The following is a 17,893-nucleotide window of genomic DNA, read 5'->3' as shown; positions in this document are numbered from 1 at the left end:
GAACAACGTGAAAGCCAGCGCCTTTAGGCGCTGGCTGATGATCTGGGCTTATAGCCCTGGTGCAAACCACCCGTTAGACGGGTGATTATGATTTTTCCTACTGTTTATAATAGTATTGTTCAGCAGAAACATTTCCGATATTCTGCCCAAAAACTAATCTCGGTCTACTACTATCAGATTGAACACCATACGGATTTCTAAAGCCAATTTTAAATAAAGCAATCATAGCACCGAATTCCCTGACCGAATGTTGAGTGTTGAAAACTTAGAATTGGAAATCGAATTTGGTGAGATACTCTCATTTCTGTTCGTTTCTCCATCTACAGTTATAATTTCCCCTATACCTTCTCCGTTTCTTCAGACTCCTGCTAAAGTCACATAATCATCTTTCGTAATGACTTCAATATTCAAATCTTATTTTTATTCTCCTATTTGAGTATGGGTGTTTTGATGCTCTTCATAGCTCCTAAATATTGAATCACATAATCTAGTTCCTGAACTAACTAGTTTCGCCATGACTTTAAGTTGTTCTTGACAAGCAACACTTTCCGTTTTGTAAGGATAATTAATAGTATGGTCCATTTCTCCCCAAACTTCTTCAAATAATGTTCTAATTTGTATTTCGCAACAAACATCATTATAGTCATTATCAGGTTTTATAACATAATGAACGCTAGTGTAGTGACTATCCTTCATCTCATGATTGATATTCATAGACTCATAAATTTTCTCCATTTCAGGATCCCATGTATAGGCTTTAGGCTCTTCTACTAATTTCCATCCATTATTTTTAATCCATTCTAAAATCCCTTCATGTATAATTTTAAACTGATTTTGAAATAAAAATAACACTCGAACACCTACAAGGTCAGTAATTTCTGTTAAATAGTTGTCTACTGTAATCTCTCGATTCGATGAGGATTTTCTTTTCAATTTATCTCGTAAATGCTCTGGATCTTTTATTCTAGAACGGATAGAATGAATAACACTATGCCCGTTTACATTGAATGCAGGATTCTTTTCAAACGACTTCTGCACATTTTCTATAATCATTTCTTGCTTAAATTTTAAAGTCTTGTCGTTAGAATAGTGTTCTACAATTTCATTGATTCTAGCATCTAAATCGTTCATCATAAAACCTCAATTCGCTCCATTAAATCTTTTGCAAAAGTCTGATAAGCAGATAAAGTTGCTTTATATTTGCTATTATTTCCTGTATTAAAAGTCTCTATATTTTGATCTTTAAGATACTCCGTATCCTTTAATGATTGAAATGTGTCTGGAACCTCCCACATTGCACATTTTAACGCCTGCGCAACAGATGGAAATGTATTATGCGAGTGTACAACAGCATTATTTGCAATAGGATTATTTATTTCTTTATAATTGATTTTATTATCAGAATTTATATACCTTTCAATTACACTGGGGATCCTTTTAGCATAACTAAAGTGTGCATCAGCTAACCCATATTCATTTTTACCATCATATTTTTTTGCATTATACAGAGTATAACCCAAGAATTGCACTGATTTATCAGGGAATTTAATACGCTTATCTTTTGAAATTAGGCTGTAAATTATACCAAATTCTCGTCCCCAAGACTCTAAAGAAGTTCCTATATTTCTTATACCATATAAACTAAACATATCAGGTTGAGCAGGAATAATGAAACCATCAACTGTAGATATGATAGTTTTATTTAAAATTCCTAAACTGGGTGACGTATCAACAATCACGTAGTCTATATCATATTTTTCAGCATATCTCTGACAGATATTCCTGATACTTGTTACTGTTCTAATACTTAAATTATCATTTTGATACAACCCACTCCATCTTTCTGATACCCTATTTTCAAATTTATGCAATGATAATCTACCTGGAACTAGATAAACATTCTCAGACAAATTAATCGCTGGTGATAATTCCTCAACATCATTCAAGCCGTCTTCAACAGGTTTTAATAAAAAATGAATAGATCTTGGATTAGACATAAGTTCTGTAATTTTTTTATCATCACGGTTAAGAGCCCCCTCATAATCATCGATAAAATCATCTTCTTCACTCCAAATTTTCTCTAATTCTGACTCCCTAATAGCATTTATTGTTAAGTTACATTGGGGATCTAAATCAACGAAAAGCACTTTCTTACTTAAAGTTCCTAATGCTTTTCCCAGATGATAGGATAAGGTAGACTTGCCAACTCCACCTTTGTTATTAAACACTGAAATAATTTTCATAAGCGACTCCTTTTTTTATAGAATATTTTCTAGATTTTTACCCAATCACACTTCCGTTTGGTACAGCTGGATCAACTGTTAGAAGGGTTAATTTGCCATCATGTTCAGCTGAGAGGATCATTCCTTGACTGACATATTTTTTCATCATCTTGCGTGGTTTGAGGTTGGCAACGATTTGGACTTTCTTGCCGACCAATTCTTGTTCGTTTGGGTAGTATTTTGCAATTCCTGAGAGGATTTGACGGTCTTGACCATCACCAGCATCTAGTCGGAATTGAAGCAACTTGTCAGAACCTTCAACTTTAGACACTTCTTTGACTTCTGCGACACGGATCTCGACCTTATCAAAGTCTTCAAACTTGATTTCATCCTTGTTGAGTTTGAGTTCAACTTCATCTGGATTCCATTCTTTTTCGACGGCTGGTTTGTTGCCTTCCATTTGTTCCTTGATATAGGCAATCTCTTCTTCCATGTCGAGACGTGGGAAGATTGGTGTTCCTTTGGCAACAACAGTCACACCTGCAGGGAAATCTGCCAAGCTCAAGTTTTCTAGGCTAGAAACTTCTGCTAGACCAAGTTGTGCCAATACAGCGCGACTAGTTCCCATCATAAATGGCTCAATCATGTGAGCTACGACACGAAGGCTGGCTGCCAAGTGGCTCATGACACTTGCCAATTGGTCACGGTGCTCTTCATCCTTAGCCAAGACCCATGGGGCTGTCTCATCGATGTATTTGTTAGTGCGAGAGATAAGGGTCCAGACTGCTTCAAGGGCACGTGGGTAATCAACGGCTTCCATGTGTGTATGGTAGCCTGCGATTGATTGTTCTGCAACCTCAGCAAGAGCATTATCAAACTCTGTTACACCCTCTACATAGGCAGGGATTTGCCCATCAAAATACTTGTTAATCATAGAAACCGTACGGTTAAGGAGGTTTCCAAGGTCATTGGCCAATTCATAGTTGATACGGCCGACATAGTCTTCTGGAGTGAAGGTTCCATCTGAACCGACTGGAAGGCTACGCATGAGGTAGTAACGAAGTGGATCCAGTCCATAACGCTCTACCAACATTTCAGGGTAAACGACATTCCCTTTAGACTTAGACATCTTGCCGTCTTTCATGACGAACCAACCGTGGGCAATCAAGCGGTCAGGCAATTTCATATCCAACATCATGAGAAGGATTGGCCAGTAGATGGAGTGGAAACGAAGAATGTCTTTTCCGACCATGTGGAAGACTGTTCCATTCCAGAATTTATCATAGTTAGCATGATCCTCTTGACCGTAACCAAGAGCAGTCGCATAGTTAAGAAGGGCATCAATCCAAACGTAGACAACGTGTTTTGGATTGGAAGGGACTGGCACACCCCAGGTAAAGGTTGTACGAGAAACCGCTAAGTCTTCCAAACCTGGCTCGATGAAGTTACGCAACATTTCATTAAGACGACCATCTGGAGTGATGAAGTCAGGGTGCGATTTGAAAAATTCTACCAAACAATCTTGGTATTTGCTGAGGCGAAGGAAGTAAGACTCTTCAGAAACCCATTCCACTTCGTGACCTGATGGAGCAATACCGCCTGTCACATTTCCAGCTTCATCACGAAAAACTTCAGCAAGCTGACTTTCTGTAAAGAATTCCTCATCTGAAACTGAATACCAACCAGAGTATTCACCCAAGTAGATATCATCTTGAGCAAGCAAGCGTTCAAAGACCTGAGCCACTACTTTTTCATGATAGTCATCAGTTGTACGGATAAATTTATCGTATGAGATATCTAGTAATTTCCAGAGTTCTTTGACACCAACTGCCATGCCGTCAACATAGGCTTGTGGTGTGATGCCAGCTTCTTCCGCTTTTTGCTGGATTTTCTGACCATGCTCGTCAAGACCTGTCAGATAAAAGACATCGAAGCCCATAAGGCGTTTGTAGCGAGCTAGGACATCACAAGCGATGGTTGTGTAGGCAGAACCGATATGAAGTTTACCAGATGGATAGTAAATCGGTGTTGTAATATAAAAATTCTTTTCAGACATAATTTTTCCTTTCCAGGCAAATGAAACCTGATTTTCTAACACTTCATTATATCATATTTTTAGTGATTTTCGATAGGAAAATCCATACAAAAACAAGACAGATAAATGTCCATCTTGTTTTTTTCTGTTCTATATCTTATTCATAACGAAGTGCTTCGATTGGATCAAGCTTAGACGCTTTATTGGCTGGCAAGACTCCAAAAATCATCCCAACGCTGGCTGACACAGCCAAGCTAAAGAGAGCGATTGGGAGGGAAACCCCAACTTCGATACCTGCAATCATGTTTTGAAGCAATACTCCAGCTAACATGGTCATTCCAGCAGCAATCCCAAGACCGATGACACCACCTAGCAAAGTTAAGATCATGGATTCAATCAAAAACTGTACCAAGATATTAGCCCGAGTAGCTCCGAGAGCTTTTCGTAGACCAATCTCCCGCGTGCGTTCTGTGACCGAAACCAGCATTATATTCATGACACCAGTTCCCCCGACAAAGAGAGAGATTCCTGCGATGGCACTGATGATCGTTGTCATAAAACCAAATAGTTGTTGTACCTCTTGGAAGGCGGCAGTTGCATCCGCAACTTGGTACTCCCCTTGCTGAAGACCAGCAATCTCAGTCAATTTTCGAGCCAACTCTGGTCCCAAGGTCTGCGTTAGACTAGTATCATTGACACGAAAGACGATGTTCGAGATTTCATCAGTATTAAAATTGGCTGCGAGAGAAATATTGGTCGTAATTGGAAGACCACCAATCCCAAAGGATTTAGCAGTTTTAGCTTCATTACTAGTATAAACACCAATCACACGGTAACTAAATTCATTAACAGAGATGATTTGATTAACCGCAGCTTCTGGACTATCAAACAAACTCTTGGCTAGTTCTTCGTCCAGCAAAATCACACTGGCAAATTCCTTGTAGTCTTGCGGTCTTAGACTTCTACCCGCAACGATTTCATTTTCAACTGCGTTCATGTAGGTGCTATTTCCGCCTGTCAGAGTCGCTCGTTCAACTTTCTTATCCTTATAAGATAGGGTGACGTTGGTCGAGTTGGTGACATAGTAGCTGTCTACTCCTTTAAGTTTAGCAGCCTCCTTGACCCAGGATTCTAGTGGTTTTGGTGGTTCAACATGAACATCCTCTTCTTTCCCACTGACTGTCAAAGCGGATTGTTTCTGCGTGAAGGAGCCGTCCTTGCTTTTGATAGGGGAGAAAAAGACATGGATATCCTTCTGTGATTTGGTCATGTTTTTATTGACCTGACGAGACATGGAGTCTCCCAGTGCCATGATGACGACGACAGACGAAACTCCGATGATAATCCCAATCATGGTGAGGAAGGAACGCATCTTGTGGGCCATGATGGATGAAAAGGCAAATTTCAGATTCTGCATCTAGTTTTCCTCCTTTTCTAGGGCACTGTCGGACGAGATGATCCCATCACGAATGACAATTTGGCGTTTGGCATAGGCCGCAATCTCAGGCTCGTGCGTGACCATGATAATGGTTTTCCCTTCCTTGTTTAACTCCACCAACAGCTGCATGATTTGATTTCCTGTCTTGGTATCCAAGGCTCCTGTGGGTTCGTCTGCTAGGATGATAGAAGGATTATTTACCAAAGCACGCGCAATCGCTACACGTTGCTTTTGACCACCTGATAACTCGGAAGGCAAATGATGACTGCGCTCCGTCAGTTCAACCTTTTCCAGAAATTCCTCAGCCAATTTCCGACGTTTTGAAGCCGAAACACCAGCGTAAATCAAGGGCAATTCGACATTTTGAAGAGCATTAAGCTTGGACAAGAGAAAGAACTGCTGAAAGACAAAGCCGATTTGCTGGTTGCGGACCTTGGCCAATTGTTTCTCTCCAAGACCTGCCACTTCTTGACCTTCAAGATAGTACTCTCCACTAGTTGGTGTATCCAACATTCCGATGGTATTCATCAACGTAGACTTACCAGAACCAGAAGGTCCCATAATGGCAACAAACTCACCTTCATGAACTTCTAGATTGATATTTTTAAGGACCTGCAGTTCTTGGTCACCATTTCGATAACTCCTACAGATATTTTTGAGACTAATTAGTTTCTTCATCAGCCTTCACCTCTTTTCCTTCTTCCAAGGAAGATGTTGGATTACTGATGACCTTGGCTCCGTCTGTCAAACCTGAAGTAATTTCTTGGTTGTCTGCATCCGCATTCCCCAAAGTAACTTCCACTTTCTTGGCTTTTTTCTGGTCGTCAACGAGCCAGACATAGTTTTTGTCATTTTCGGTAACAACACTTGCCAAAGGAACAAGGATGGCTTTACTCTTGTTTTTGACTTCCACACTGACAGAGAAGCCTTGTTTCAACTCACCGATATCGCTGGTCACATCAACAGTATAAGGGTACTTAGAGCCAGTATTTCCTCCAAGGGCTGCATTTGCTGCTTCTCCATTGTTTTTAGGATAATCAGAAATATAGCTAATCTTACCAGTCCAACTCTTATCTTGATACACTTTAGAAGTAAAGGTAACTTCTTGCCCTACAGAGAGGTTGGCAAGGTTGTATTCAGACAACTCCCCTTTGACCTGCAAGTTTTCATTACTTACGACATGTACTACCACTTGGCTATTACCTGTTGGCGATTTGGAAACATTACGATTAACTTCAACTACAGTCCCTTCTAGTGTACTGAGGACTGTTGCAGCATCTAGCTGAGCTTGAGCCTTGTTGAGTTGGGCAACAGCATCTGCACGGTTATCCTTGGCATCACTGATTTGAGAGTCGATAGAGGATACGGAAGAAGTCGCTGCTTGCGCTTGTTCTGGGAGTCCAGCTTCTGCTGGAACTTGTGGAGAAGCTGGTGCAGCTGATGCATTCTCACGAGCTTTGTTTAACTCCTCAATATGACGGTCTGCCTTTGCAACTGCACGATCGGCTGCATCATAGGCAGCTTGAGCATCTGCACTGCTGTATTTGACCAAAGCTTGCCCTTCTTCGACCTTGTCTCCAACCGAAACGAGAATTTCATCTAAATCTCCCTTACTAGCATCAAAATAAACGTATTGTTCATTTTTTGCTGTAACCGTACCTGACAAGAGAACCGATGAAGCAACAGAACCTTCCTTAGCAGTAACGATATGAGAGGTTTCCTCCTTGATTGCTGACTGGGAAGGTTGTCTAAAAATCAAAATCCCCGCAGCACCGATAACAATAGCACTGGCAACACCAATCGCTGTGTATAATTGCCATTTTTTTGCCTTCTTATTTCTTTTCATATTTAAACTCCTTTAATCTTTTGCCTTACAAAAACCATTATATCAGAAACACCAAGCCCAAACAATGACAGTTCAGATGGAAACAATGACAATTCAGGATCATTATTTCGTTCGGTATTCGTTTATTGGATTATTGTGCTAGATATATAATACAATATCTTTTTGAATTTGGCAAGCGTTTTTATAATTTTTTTATCGTAGCAGATTTTTGCATTCAAAAAATAAAAACGATAGAATATGACTATCAAAGCTATAAGGAGTTTTTTATGAGAGAATATGATATCATAGCCATCGGTGGAGGAAGCGGCGGCATTGCCACTATGAACCGCGCTGGCGAACACGGTGCTAAAGCTGCTGTTATCGAAGAGAAAAAATTAGGTGGAACCTGCGTCAATGTCGGCTGTGTTCCTAAAAAAATCATGTGGTATGGAGCGCAAATCGCTGAAAGCTTCCACCACTACGGCCCTGACTATGGTTTTACAAGTTCAGATGTGCAATTTGATTTCGCAAAACTTCGTCAAAATCGTGAAGCCTACATCGATCGTGCCCGCTCGTCTTATGATGGAAGTTTCAAGCGCAACGGTGTTGATTTGATTGAAGGTCGTGCTCATTTTGTTGATTCCCACACCGTTAGCGTCAATGGTGAATTGATTCGTGCCAAGCATATCGTGATTGCGACTGGCGCTCGTCCAAGCATCCCAACTATTCCTGGAGCTGAACTCGGTGGTAGCTCAGACGATGTCTTTGCTTGGGAGCAACTTCCTGAATCCGTTGCGATTCTTGGAGCTGGTTATATCGCCGTTGAATTAGCAGGTGTTCTCCACGCGCTAGGAGTAAAAACGGATTTGTTTGTCCGTCGCGATCGTCCCTTGCGTGGTTTTGACAGCTACATAGTTGAAGGACTTGTCAATGAAATGGAAAAAACAGGTCTACCTTTACACACACACAAGGTACCCGTCAAGCTCGAAGAAACGGAGCAAGGTATTACCATTCATTTCGAAGACGGTTCTAGTCACACTGCCAGCAAAGTAATCTGGGCTACCGGTCGCCGTCCAAATGTAGACGGTCTGGAGTTAGAAAAGGCTGGCGTCACACTCAACCAACGTGGATTTATCCAAGTGGATGAATATCAAAATACAGTTGTAGATGGCATCTATGCTCTTGGAGATGTTACTGGTGAGAAGGAACTGACCCCAGTAGCCATCAAGGCAGGACGTACCTTATCTGAACGCCTCTTCAACGGGAAAACAAATGCCAAGATGGACTACACGACTATCCCTACTGTTGTCTTCTCACACCCAGCAATCGGAACGGTTGGTTTAACCGAGGATCAAGCTATCAAAGAATACGGCCAAGATAACATCAAAGTCTACAAGTCAAGTTTTGCATCTATGTACTCTGCTGTTACAAACCATCGTCAAGAATCACGCTTCAAACTCATCACCGCTGGTGCTGATGAAAAAGTTGTTGGTCTTCACGGACTAGGATACGGAGTGGATGAGATGATTCAAGGATTTGCAGTCGCTATCAAGATGGGAGCGACCAAGGCAGACTTTGACGCTACAGTAGCTATCCACCCAACTGCTTCTGAAGAATTTGTGACCATGCGCTAATTATCGCAAGAGACCTGAAGAGGTCTCTTTTTACATGTAAAATCGGCTGTTACAAAAAATGTTACCCTTAATTAAAAAATAGGTTGACTTTTGTTTCTGAATTAGTATAATAGTTACTATAATTTTGAAAAGAGGTTAACAGTTTTGAAAAAAGCTCATATCTATGCTATCCCTGCTATCGGCGCTGCTCTCATCGCCGTATTGGCACAAATCAGTCTCCCTATCGGTCCTGTACCTTTCACTTTGCAAAACTTTGCAATCGGTCTGATTGCTACTGTTTTTAGACCCAGAGAAGCTGTTCTATCTGTAGCTCTCTATCTCTTGCTGGGTGCCATTGGTTTACCTGTTTTTGCAGGGGGAGGAGCTGGATTTCACGTTTTAGTCGGCCCAAGTGCAGGCTATCTTTGGTTCGACCTTGTCTATGCTGGACTTACATCTTATCTCATCCATCAAAACAGTGGCTACATTCGCATTTTCCTAGCCAACCTCTTGGGTGACTCCCTCGTCTTTGTCGGAGGTATTCTCAGCCTCCACTTCCTTGCCGGGATGCCATTCGATAAGGCACTCGCTGTCGGTGTCCTTCCCTTTATCCTCCCTGACCTTGGTAAGATTATTGCCATTAGTTTCATTAGTCGTCCCCTACTCGAACGATTGAAAAGCCTTCCATATTTTTCAAGATAAAAAAATAGTCCAGAACCATTGTTCTGGACTATTTCCTTTCCAATTACTTCCTAAGAACTAACTGAAAATCAACTCTAATATAGAGATTATTTATTTTTACGGCTTACAAAGTACAATCCACCAGTCACTGCCATCAAAGCAAGTCCTGCAACTACTGCTGCGCTAGATGCTTTTTCACCAGTGTTAGGAAGTTGAGGTTTTGGACCTGGTTTTCCTGGTTCATTTGGTTTACCTGGTGTTGGTTTTTCTGGAGTGTGTGTATTTGTGATATTGAAGCCTTCTACTTTAGATGAATAACCTTCAACTGGAACTTCTACTACAGAGTATTCGATTGCTTGACCGTCTTTATAACGATCAAGGTCTGTGAACTCATAAGTCCAACCAGTTGCTTCTGAGGCTACCGCAGTCTTACCAGTGTCTTGACCATCGGCAAGAAGTTTCACTGTGATAGATGCTGGACGGATACCGTCTTTGTTCTCTTCATCTTTCCAGATCTTATGACCTTTTACAGATGTTTTCTCTGGAGCATGTGTATTGGTAACTGTGTACTTACCATCTTTGTCCGTAGTAACTGTTGAGGTATATTCTTTCACAGCTACTTCTTTGACAGTGTACTTGATTTCTTTACCATTTTCATACTTAGGAAGTGCTTTTGATTCGAACTTCCAGCCAGTTGCTTCTGAAACTTCAATTTCTTGAACAACTTTGTCGCCGTTAAGAATTTGAACTTTCACTTTATCTGCACGTTTGCCGTCTTGGTTGTTGTTATCTTTCCAAACCTTAGTTCCTGAAAGAACGACTGTTTCTGGTGTGTGAGTGTTTGTCACGACCTGACCAGTTACAGAGGATTCATAACCAGCCGGTACGTCTACTTCCTTGATAGAGTAAGTGATTTCTTTACCAGCTTCGTATTGTGGAAGATTTGTGAAGGATGCTACCCAAGTGTTAGCGTCTGTCTTATCCCTAGCTGTCAAGGTCAATTTCTTACCTTCAACAGCTACTGGATCTGCATCNGAGTAAGTGATTTCTTTACCAGCTTCGTATTGTGGAAGATTTGTGAAGGATGCTACCCAAGTGTTAGCGTCTGTCTTATCCCTAGCTGTCAAGGTCAATTTCTTACCTTCAACAGCTACTGGATCTGCATCTCCTACTTTTTTATAAAGTTGAACCGTTACGGACTCAGGACGTTTGCCGTCTTGGTTGTTCGCATCGTTCCATACTTTTGTTACCTTGTAGTCGATTGCTTTTGGAGCATATTTGTTTGTGATGGTAAAGTCTGTAATAGTTGATTCGTATTCTGCTACGGCTTCTTCTGTTACAGTGTATTTGATTTCTTTACCAGCTTTATATTTTGCTAATTTCGTGAATTCGACAGTCCAAGTTCCGTCTGCGGCTGCTTGAACTTCTTTCGAATCAACTTTCTGACCGTCTGCTAAAAGATTGATTGTAATCTTAGTTGGACGTTTGCCGTCTTGGTTATTCGCGTCATCCCAGTTCTTAGTTGCTTTTACATCAACTGTTTCTGGTGAATAACTATTTGTGATGGTGAATCCTGATGCAGCGTCACCAGTAACTTCTGAAGTGTAACCAGCAACAGTTACTTCTACTACTGTGTACTTAATAGGTGTGCCGCCTTTATCAGCATCAAGGTTTGTGAAGCTTCCAGCCCAGTTGTTTGCGGCGTTAAGCTCAAGTGTCTTACCAGTATCTTGACCATCCGCAAGCAATTTAACTGTGACAGAAGATGGACGTTTACCATCTTGGTTGTTCTCGTCCTTCCATACTTTCTTCACAGGAACTTCAGTTTTCGCTGGAGTGTAAGTGTTTGTAAATACAAGATCGTTCGCTTCTTTTGAAGCTGTTGCTTTCAATTCAGTTGCGCTTACTTTCTCAACAGTTACTTCAACTTCTTGAACGGTCTTATCGTAAGTGATTCCTGTTTCAGTTCCAGCAACTTCAGAAATGGTGTACTTGTGAGTTCCCACTTGGCTCTCATCATATGAGATTGGTGAGAAGGTCACTGTTCCATCAGCGGAGTTTGTCACTGTTTCAACAACAGTTCCGTCTTCTTTCTTCAGTTCAAAGCTGTATTTACCAGCTTCAAGGTCTTTACCTTCAAGAACTTTCTTAGCTCCAAGAGTTACACTTGTAGCTCCGGCTGGAGTGTAAGTGTTCTCGAATACTTTTTCCCCGTCGTAAGCAACGGTTGCTTCAAGGACACCTTTACCGTTATCCGCTACAGTTACTGTAGCTGTGATGGTTTTAGTATCGTACTTGATACCTGTAGCAGTACCCGCTTTTTCAGCAATCTTGTAAGTGAAAGTTCCAACTTTATCAAATGACAAGGCTGAGAACTTAACGTTTCCATCTTTGTCATTCTTAACAGTTTCTTTCACATTACCATCTTGGTCTGTCAAAGTAAATTCAAACTCATCAGCGTTCAACTCACGACCAGTAAGTGTCTTCTTAACTGCAAGAGTAGCTGGAGTTTTTGAAGCTCCGTAGCTGTTATTGAATTCTTTGTCAGCTGGATAAGTTACGTTGGCAGAAAGTTTTCCCTCACCATCGTCTGTAACTTCTACTGTGACTTTCACTTCGAGACTATCGTATGTTACACCGTCAATAGTTTGTCCAGCATTTGTTTCAACGATAGTGTATTTGTAAGTACCAGCTTTAGTGTATTCGATTGGAGCGAATGCCACTTTGCCATCAGCAGTGTTCTTCACTTTTTGAACTTCTGAACCATCTGCGTCATTCTTCAAGATAAACTCAAACTCATCAGCTTTCAAGGTACGACCGGTAAGAACTTTTGTCACTTCAATAGGAGCTGAAGTTTTCTTAGGAGCGTATGTATTTTCAAAAGTCTTATCATCGTTCTCGTAAGCGACAGCTGCAGTCAATTTACCATCAGCATCTGCTGTTACTGTAACTGTAACTCCAACAGGGTTGGCATCATAAGTAACACCTTTTTCAGTTGTGTTCGCTTTTTTCTCAACGATGTGGTAGTTGTAGGTACCAGCTTTGTCAAATGTCAATTCAGCAAAGTTGATATTTCCTTCCGCATCATTTGTTACTGTTTCAACAACTTTATTTGTCTTGTCATCGAACAAGTCAAATTCAAACTCACCAGCTTTCATAGCTCGACCAGTCAATTTTTTAATTGCTTGGATTTGAGCTTTTGTGCTGTTGCGTTTGTTTGAGATTGTTTTGATAACACCTTCTTGGCCAACAGTTACTTTGATTGGCGTAGAATCCAATTGGTAACCTTTAGGAGCTTCAATCTCAGTAATGGTGAATTCACCCTTCTTAACGTCCTCATCAGTGTAGATTGCAGACTGGGCAACACCACTAGCGTCTGTTGTTACTGTTTCTTCTTGTGCGGTAGTTGCACCCTCTGGAGGAGTGATTTTAAATTTAGCTCCTGCAAGACGGTCAAGTGATTTTTCATCTACTTTGTACAGCGTGATACGGTAACCAGTTTTCAGCTGGATAGTACCACCTGATGTAACTGTTGAGTTACCGATAACTTTTGTAACAGTTTCAGTACGATCGTCGCTCACTGGAAGAACTTGGTCATCAGCTGTAATTTCAGCATTATTTTGAACTTTTGTTCCATCAGCTGGCGCTGTTGTGTTATATAAGATACGGAATGCTGCTGCTTTACCGTTTGTAGCACGAATTGCTTTAGCATTGTTAAAGGTAATAGTGAACTCAGTGTAAGAATCATTCCACTTGATTTCGTAGTCTTTTCCTGCTTCAAGAGTTACGTCATCAACTAAAGCATAAACTTTGTTGTAGTAACCAGCAGTAACCACGATTGATTCAGGGATGATTTGCATTGGTGAATAGTCTTTGCCAACCCAGTCGCGAACTACAATCTTGTTGTACTCAGCTTGTTTAGGGTTTACACGAAGATTCCACTTGTGGATATAATCTCCTGATTTTCCAAGGAGGGCTGATTCCCATTTTTCTTTATTGATAGTACCATTAACTTTACTAATGTTTGTTTTACCAATACCTTGAGAATAGTCAATTTCTCCACCTTTTTTGAACTTCATCTTGAAGTTGACATCATCTTTTGTTTCAGTCTTATCAAGTTGAATTGATTCTTCTTCTGTTTCTTTCTTAGAGCTGAAAGCTACATAGAAAGTACCAGAAACACCTCGAACTTCTGTACCACCTTTTTTCTTAAGGTATTCAGCAAGGTTTTTCAAAGTAATGGTAACTTTACCACCTTGGTTGTCACCATTAGAAACAACTGTTGCATCACCTACAGCAGTATCAGTCTCTTTATCTTTGAGTTCAAAGGTTTCAGCACGAACAGACAATGGAGCTGGAATAGTGAATGTAAAGGTATCACCATCATTCAACATACCATCGTAAGCGCTCAAATCAAAATCAGTAGCAAACTTGTAGTTTTCGTAAGATTGATTTTGAGGTGCTAGATTGTAAACTCCTTTTGCATCTGGAGTTACAAATTTACCGTTATCAGTCTCCCAAATACCAACTTTGGTAATGACATTTTTAAGTTCTTGCGCTTGAACAGTATTTGTCAAAGCAGCAGAACCAAATAGAACTAAGAGTGGCGTTAAAATATAGAGCCACAATTTTTTAAATCTCATGACTTTCCTTTCTAAATGATTGAAATTGATTGAACAACGTGTCATCTCGCTCCAATAGGCAACACCCCTTTCAATCGCATAATTTGCTACATAATAAACTATCTGTAACATGTGCTTGAGGAAATATCTACACGTTTTGTACTATTCAAAAAAATAATTCAATCTCTAGCAGGAGCATCACTACTCTTAGGTCAGAGAGGAAATATAGCAAAAAATTTACCAGAACTATTATACTACATATCATCAAGTATTTTTATGAAAATCCTTTAATTTATCAAGTTATTTATTTACACGGTGTCAATTATTTAGATATATTATTTTTATACCTCAAATAATACGGCATTATTGTGAGAATTGTCTAAAAATACTGATGTAATAGGAATTTTCAGAAAACGCATTTTCACTGATAGAGCTATATTTTATAAATTATTTGTGATACAATAGAGCTACCTAAAAGATTCAGAAAATTTTATGTTCATTGATTATTTATATTAACTTGAACATTTTGATGTTTCTTCATTCAAAAATAACTGTAAATAATTATAAATAGAAAGGTGAAATCATGCCAAAGAATACTCGTGACTTAATTATTAATTCACTCATCACACTAGCTAAGGATAATCCTCAGCGTAGTTCCTTTACAATGACTGAAATTGCTGCTGAAGCTGGTATTTCACGACAAGCGATTTATCAAAAGCATTTTAACAACTTTGAAGATATTATCGAATACATTCACGAAGAGACCAATCAGCACATTTTTAACGTCTTTAATAAGTACTGCTCTAGCAATGATGGAGATCCTATCAGCTTTTTAGCAGACCATATACTTCCTCTCATATACGAAAAAAGGAAAGTTATTAACACCTTGTATACCACACAAGTCGACCCATGTTGGAAGGAATTTCTGCGTGGAATATACTCAGAGTGGGTACTAAAGAATGTCAATTACCAACTGAAATATAATTTTAATAAAGAGGACATCGCTTATATCATTACGACCATGGCAATCTCTTTCATTGAAGTCTGGATTCGTAAAGATAATCCAATACCACCTGAAGAGTATAGAGAGACTTTCATTCAATTGTCTAAGACTTCTCTCTGTGACTATATTGTGTCCTAAAAAAGAATCTTGAGTTACACTCAAGATTCTTTTTATTGTTCCCCTTTAAAGGCATCGACCATTACCTGAAATTCTTCATTGGAAAGCGTGATTCCTTTGCCCATTTTAGTATGGTCAGGACTCCAAGAACGAATATCAAACTTTGCTGGTGCTCCATTAAAGCTAACGCGATTTAGTTCTTTTGTCCATCCTTTGTCATTTTCAGACAAGGTGAGCAAGTGTTCTTCGATCTCAAATGTAAATTCTGCCATTTTAACTCCTTTATGTGATATGCTTTCTATAGTCTATTCGTAAAAATCTTGTGGTTTTTAAGAAAATTTTATATAATGTGGATATATAAGAAGGGAGGATTCTATGAGACAGACATTCAAACTAGTTCTAGATAAACTACATGGTTTTCTCAATGGGAATGATGATCATCCTCAAATCGAGGACAACTCCCTCACTGCTATGATTGAACAAGCCATCCAGAAAAAGACGGCTGTTCATGTCATACTTGCCGAGACAAGTTTTTCGGGTGATATTATCAAACACGATGCTAACCGCCAACAAATCATCGTCAAGAATTTTTCAAAAAACGTGACTCGAATCATTCGTATCAGTGATATTAAACGACTTCGTTTTGTTCCCTCAACTGTACAAAAAGCTCAGAAAAGTCTATTTAAGAAAGAGTGAGATGTTCTTTGCATCCCACTCTTTTTCTTAACGGATTTGTTCAAAATGAAGGTGAACTGCGATATGGTCGCCATAACCACTTCTCTCCAAATCGCGTTGCAAGCGATAAGAGATATAGTGTTCTGCAATGGTAATGTAACCAGCTCCAAGTAAGCGGTGCTCTACCATTGATTGGATCATGCTGATAGTGGCACGTTCTACTTTTGCTTCTTCCAAGTCCAAAACGACTTTTTTAGTAACTTGAGCTAAGTTTTGACGTAGGTCATCAGTCAAAACATAAACTGTTTGAGCTGCTTTTAGGACAGCTTGGTAAATTTTATCTGGATCAAATTCAGCAATTTCTCCATTACGTTTGATTACTTGCATAAGGTTCTCCTTTATTCTTTGTTTTCTTTGATTTCAGCCAGCATCTTTTCTTCCTCTGCTGTTAGTTGATAGTTATCTAGTAGGTCAGGTCTGCGCTCGTAGGTTTTCTTTAGACTCTCATAGAGCCGCCACTGGCGAATCTTTTCATGGTGCCCACTCATGAGCACATCTGGCACGACCATGCCTCTATAGTCATAAGGGCGAGTGTACTGAGGATATTCGAGAAGTCCTGAAGAAAAGCTATCATCTTGGTGGCTAGACTCCTTACCAATCACTTCTGGTATCAAGCGCACGGTCGCATCAATCATGGTCATGGTTGCCAATTCTCCTCCAGTCAGTACATAATCTCCTAGGGAAATTTCATCGGTTACCAAGGTCTTGATGCGCTCGTCATACCCTTCGTAGTGACCGCAGATAAAGATCAGTTCCTCTTCTTGAGCCAAATCCTCAGCGTAAGCTTGATCGAACTGTTTCCCAGCAGGATCGAGAAGAATGACGCGGGGATTATTCTTTTCAATGGCATCAAAGGCATCGAAAATAGGTTGGGCACGGAGCAACATCCCCTGACCGCCTCCGTAGGGCTCATCGTCAACATGACGGGCCTTTTCAGCGTATTCTCTGAAATTATGATACTGGATATCCAAGAGCCCTTTTTCTCGAGCCTTTCCAACAATCGAGTGCTCCAGCGGAGAAAACATCTCAGGAAAGAGGGTTAAAATATCAATCTTCATCATCTAACCCTTCTAAGATTTCCACTTCAACCCGCTTGTTTGGAATATCAACATTGAGAACTACTGGCGGAATGTAAGGTAAAAGCAAATCACGCTTACCTTTTCGCTTGACCACCCAGACATCATTGGCTCCTGGTTGTAGGATTTCCTTGATGGTTCCAACCAAGTTATCTCCCTCGTAAACATCCAAACCGATAATCTCGTAATAGTAGAATTCACCATCATCTAAATCATTCAAATCTTCCTCAGCGACCTTGAGACTATAACCCTTATACTTTTCAATCGCATTGATATGGTACATGTCTTTGAATTTGATAATGTCAAAGTTCTTATGCTTACGATGACTTGCGATGGTCACTGTTTGGACAAACTGATCTTTTTCATCAAATAAAGCCAGCTCTGCTCCCTTTTTAAATCGTTCCTCGGCAAAATCCGTCACAGACAAGACTCGCATCTCACCCTGTAGACCCTGCGTATTGACGATTTTTCCAACATTAAAGTAGTTCATCTTGTCTCCTGTATCTATTTCTATCCTTTATTTTAT

At 40.1% G+C, this 17,893-nt stretch carries 15 protein-coding genes; 4 read left to right on the top strand and 11 right to left on the bottom strand.

Translation table 11 applies throughout. The annotated features are described in order from the left end of the window. Positions 1–420: 420 nt before the first annotated feature. The 6 genes from AB2B49_RS04460 to AB2B49_RS04435 form a co-directional block, all read right to left on the bottom strand. On the bottom strand, positions 421–1,131 hold the full coding sequence (locus tag AB2B49_RS04460) for a GTP pyrophosphokinase (protein ID WP_000998629.1): 711 nt from the start codon (positions 1,129–1,131) through the stop codon (positions 421–423). Then, a complete protein-coding gene (locus tag AB2B49_RS04455) occupies positions 1,131–2,243 on the bottom strand; it encodes a ParA family protein (RefSeq protein WP_000692021.1) in 1,113 nt (370 codons plus the stop codon). Before AB2B49_RS04455 ends, AB2B49_RS04460 begins: the two co-directional genes overlap by 1 nt. A 37-nt stretch (positions 2,244–2,280) precedes the next feature. After that, positions 2,281–4,278, bottom strand: coding sequence for a methionine--tRNA ligase (gene metG, locus AB2B49_RS04450; protein ID WP_049505584.1), 1,998 nt, complete (start codon positions 4,276–4,278; stop codon positions 2,281–2,283). A 136-nt stretch (positions 4,279–4,414) separates the two neighbouring features. Further along, the gene (locus AB2B49_RS04445; RefSeq protein WP_049505583.1) at positions 4,415–5,674 is read right to left on the bottom strand and encodes an ABC transporter permease; all 1,260 of its coding nucleotides are present in this window, start codon (positions 5,672–5,674) and stop codon (positions 4,415–4,417) included. After that, a complete protein-coding gene (locus tag AB2B49_RS04440) occupies positions 5,675–6,373 on the bottom strand; it encodes an ABC transporter ATP-binding protein (protein WP_049505582.1) in 699 nt (232 codons plus the stop codon). Continuing rightward, positions 6,357–7,541, bottom strand: coding sequence for an efflux RND transporter periplasmic adaptor subunit (locus AB2B49_RS04435; RefSeq protein ID WP_049505581.1), 1,185 nt, complete (start codon positions 7,539–7,541; stop codon positions 6,357–6,359). Before AB2B49_RS04435 ends, AB2B49_RS04440 begins: the two co-directional genes overlap by 17 nt. 266 nt (positions 7,542–7,807) lie before the next feature. On the opposite strand from AB2B49_RS04435, the gene gor reads away from it, so the two are divergent. After that, positions 7,808–9,154 carry a glutathione-disulfide reductase gene (gor, locus tag AB2B49_RS04430; protein WP_049505580.1) on the top strand — a complete coding sequence of 449 codons (1,347 nt, stop codon included), beginning with the start codon at positions 7,808–7,810 and terminating at the stop codon, positions 9,152–9,154. Between the two features lie 144 nt (positions 9,155–9,298). Continuing rightward, positions 9,299–9,835, top strand: coding sequence for a biotin transporter BioY (locus AB2B49_RS04425; protein WP_049505579.1), 537 nt, complete (start codon positions 9,299–9,301; stop codon positions 9,833–9,835). A gap of 86 nt (positions 9,836–9,921) precedes the next feature. On the opposite strand, the gene AB2B49_RS04420 is transcribed toward AB2B49_RS04425, so the two are convergent. Further along, positions 9,922–14,457, bottom strand: a complete 4,536-nt coding sequence (locus AB2B49_RS04420) for a Cna B-type domain-containing protein (RefSeq protein WP_320691949.1) — start codon at positions 14,455–14,457, stop codon at positions 9,922–9,924. Positions 14,458–15,019: 562 nt separating this feature from the next. On the opposite strand from AB2B49_RS04420, the gene AB2B49_RS04415 reads away from it, so the two are divergent. Then, a complete protein-coding gene (locus AB2B49_RS04415) occupies positions 15,020–15,577 on the top strand; it encodes a TetR/AcrR family transcriptional regulator (protein ID WP_320691948.1) in 558 nt (185 codons plus the stop codon). 32 nt (positions 15,578–15,609) lie between these two features. Here AB2B49_RS04415 and AB2B49_RS04410 read toward each other — a convergent pair whose 3' ends face one another. Next, a complete protein-coding gene (locus AB2B49_RS04410) occupies positions 15,610–15,828 on the bottom strand; it encodes a YdbC family protein (protein WP_049506101.1) in 219 nt (72 codons plus the stop codon). Positions 15,829–15,931: 103 nt separating this feature from the next. Between AB2B49_RS04410 and AB2B49_RS04405 the strand changes: the two genes are divergently transcribed. Then, positions 15,932–16,252: a hypothetical protein gene (locus tag AB2B49_RS04405; protein WP_049506103.1), complete on the top strand. Its 321-nt coding sequence runs from the start codon at positions 15,932–15,934 to the stop codon at positions 16,250–16,252. 27 nt (positions 16,253–16,279) lie between these two features. Here AB2B49_RS04405 and AB2B49_RS04400 read toward each other — a convergent pair whose 3' ends face one another. The 3 genes from AB2B49_RS04400 to rimM are packed head-to-tail and all read right to left on the bottom strand — an operon-like array spanning position 16,280 to position 17,857. Further along, positions 16,280–16,618, bottom strand: a complete 339-nt coding sequence (locus tag AB2B49_RS04400) for an ATP cone domain-containing protein (RefSeq protein WP_001196045.1) — start codon at positions 16,616–16,618, stop codon at positions 16,280–16,282. Between the two features lie 11 nt (positions 16,619–16,629). Next, on the bottom strand, positions 16,630–17,349 hold the full coding sequence (gene trmD / locus AB2B49_RS04395) for a tRNA (guanosine(37)-N1)-methyltransferase TrmD (protein ID WP_049506121.1): 720 nt from the start codon (positions 17,347–17,349) through the stop codon (positions 16,630–16,632). Next, a complete protein-coding gene (gene rimM, locus AB2B49_RS04390; protein ID WP_049506106.1) occupies positions 17,339–17,857 on the bottom strand; it encodes a ribosome maturation factor RimM in 519 nt (172 codons plus the stop codon). The genes trmD and rimM overlap by 11 nt, the downstream gene beginning before the upstream one ends. Between the last annotated feature and the right edge of the window lie 36 nt (positions 17,858–17,893).

Source organism: Streptococcus jiangnanensis (genome assembly GCF_040888325.1).
In the GTDB taxonomy this organism is placed as follows: Bacteria; Bacillota; Bacilli; order Lactobacillales; family Streptococcaceae; genus Streptococcus; species Streptococcus jiangnanensis.
This window is presented reverse-complemented; position numbering and strand designations above follow the sequence as displayed.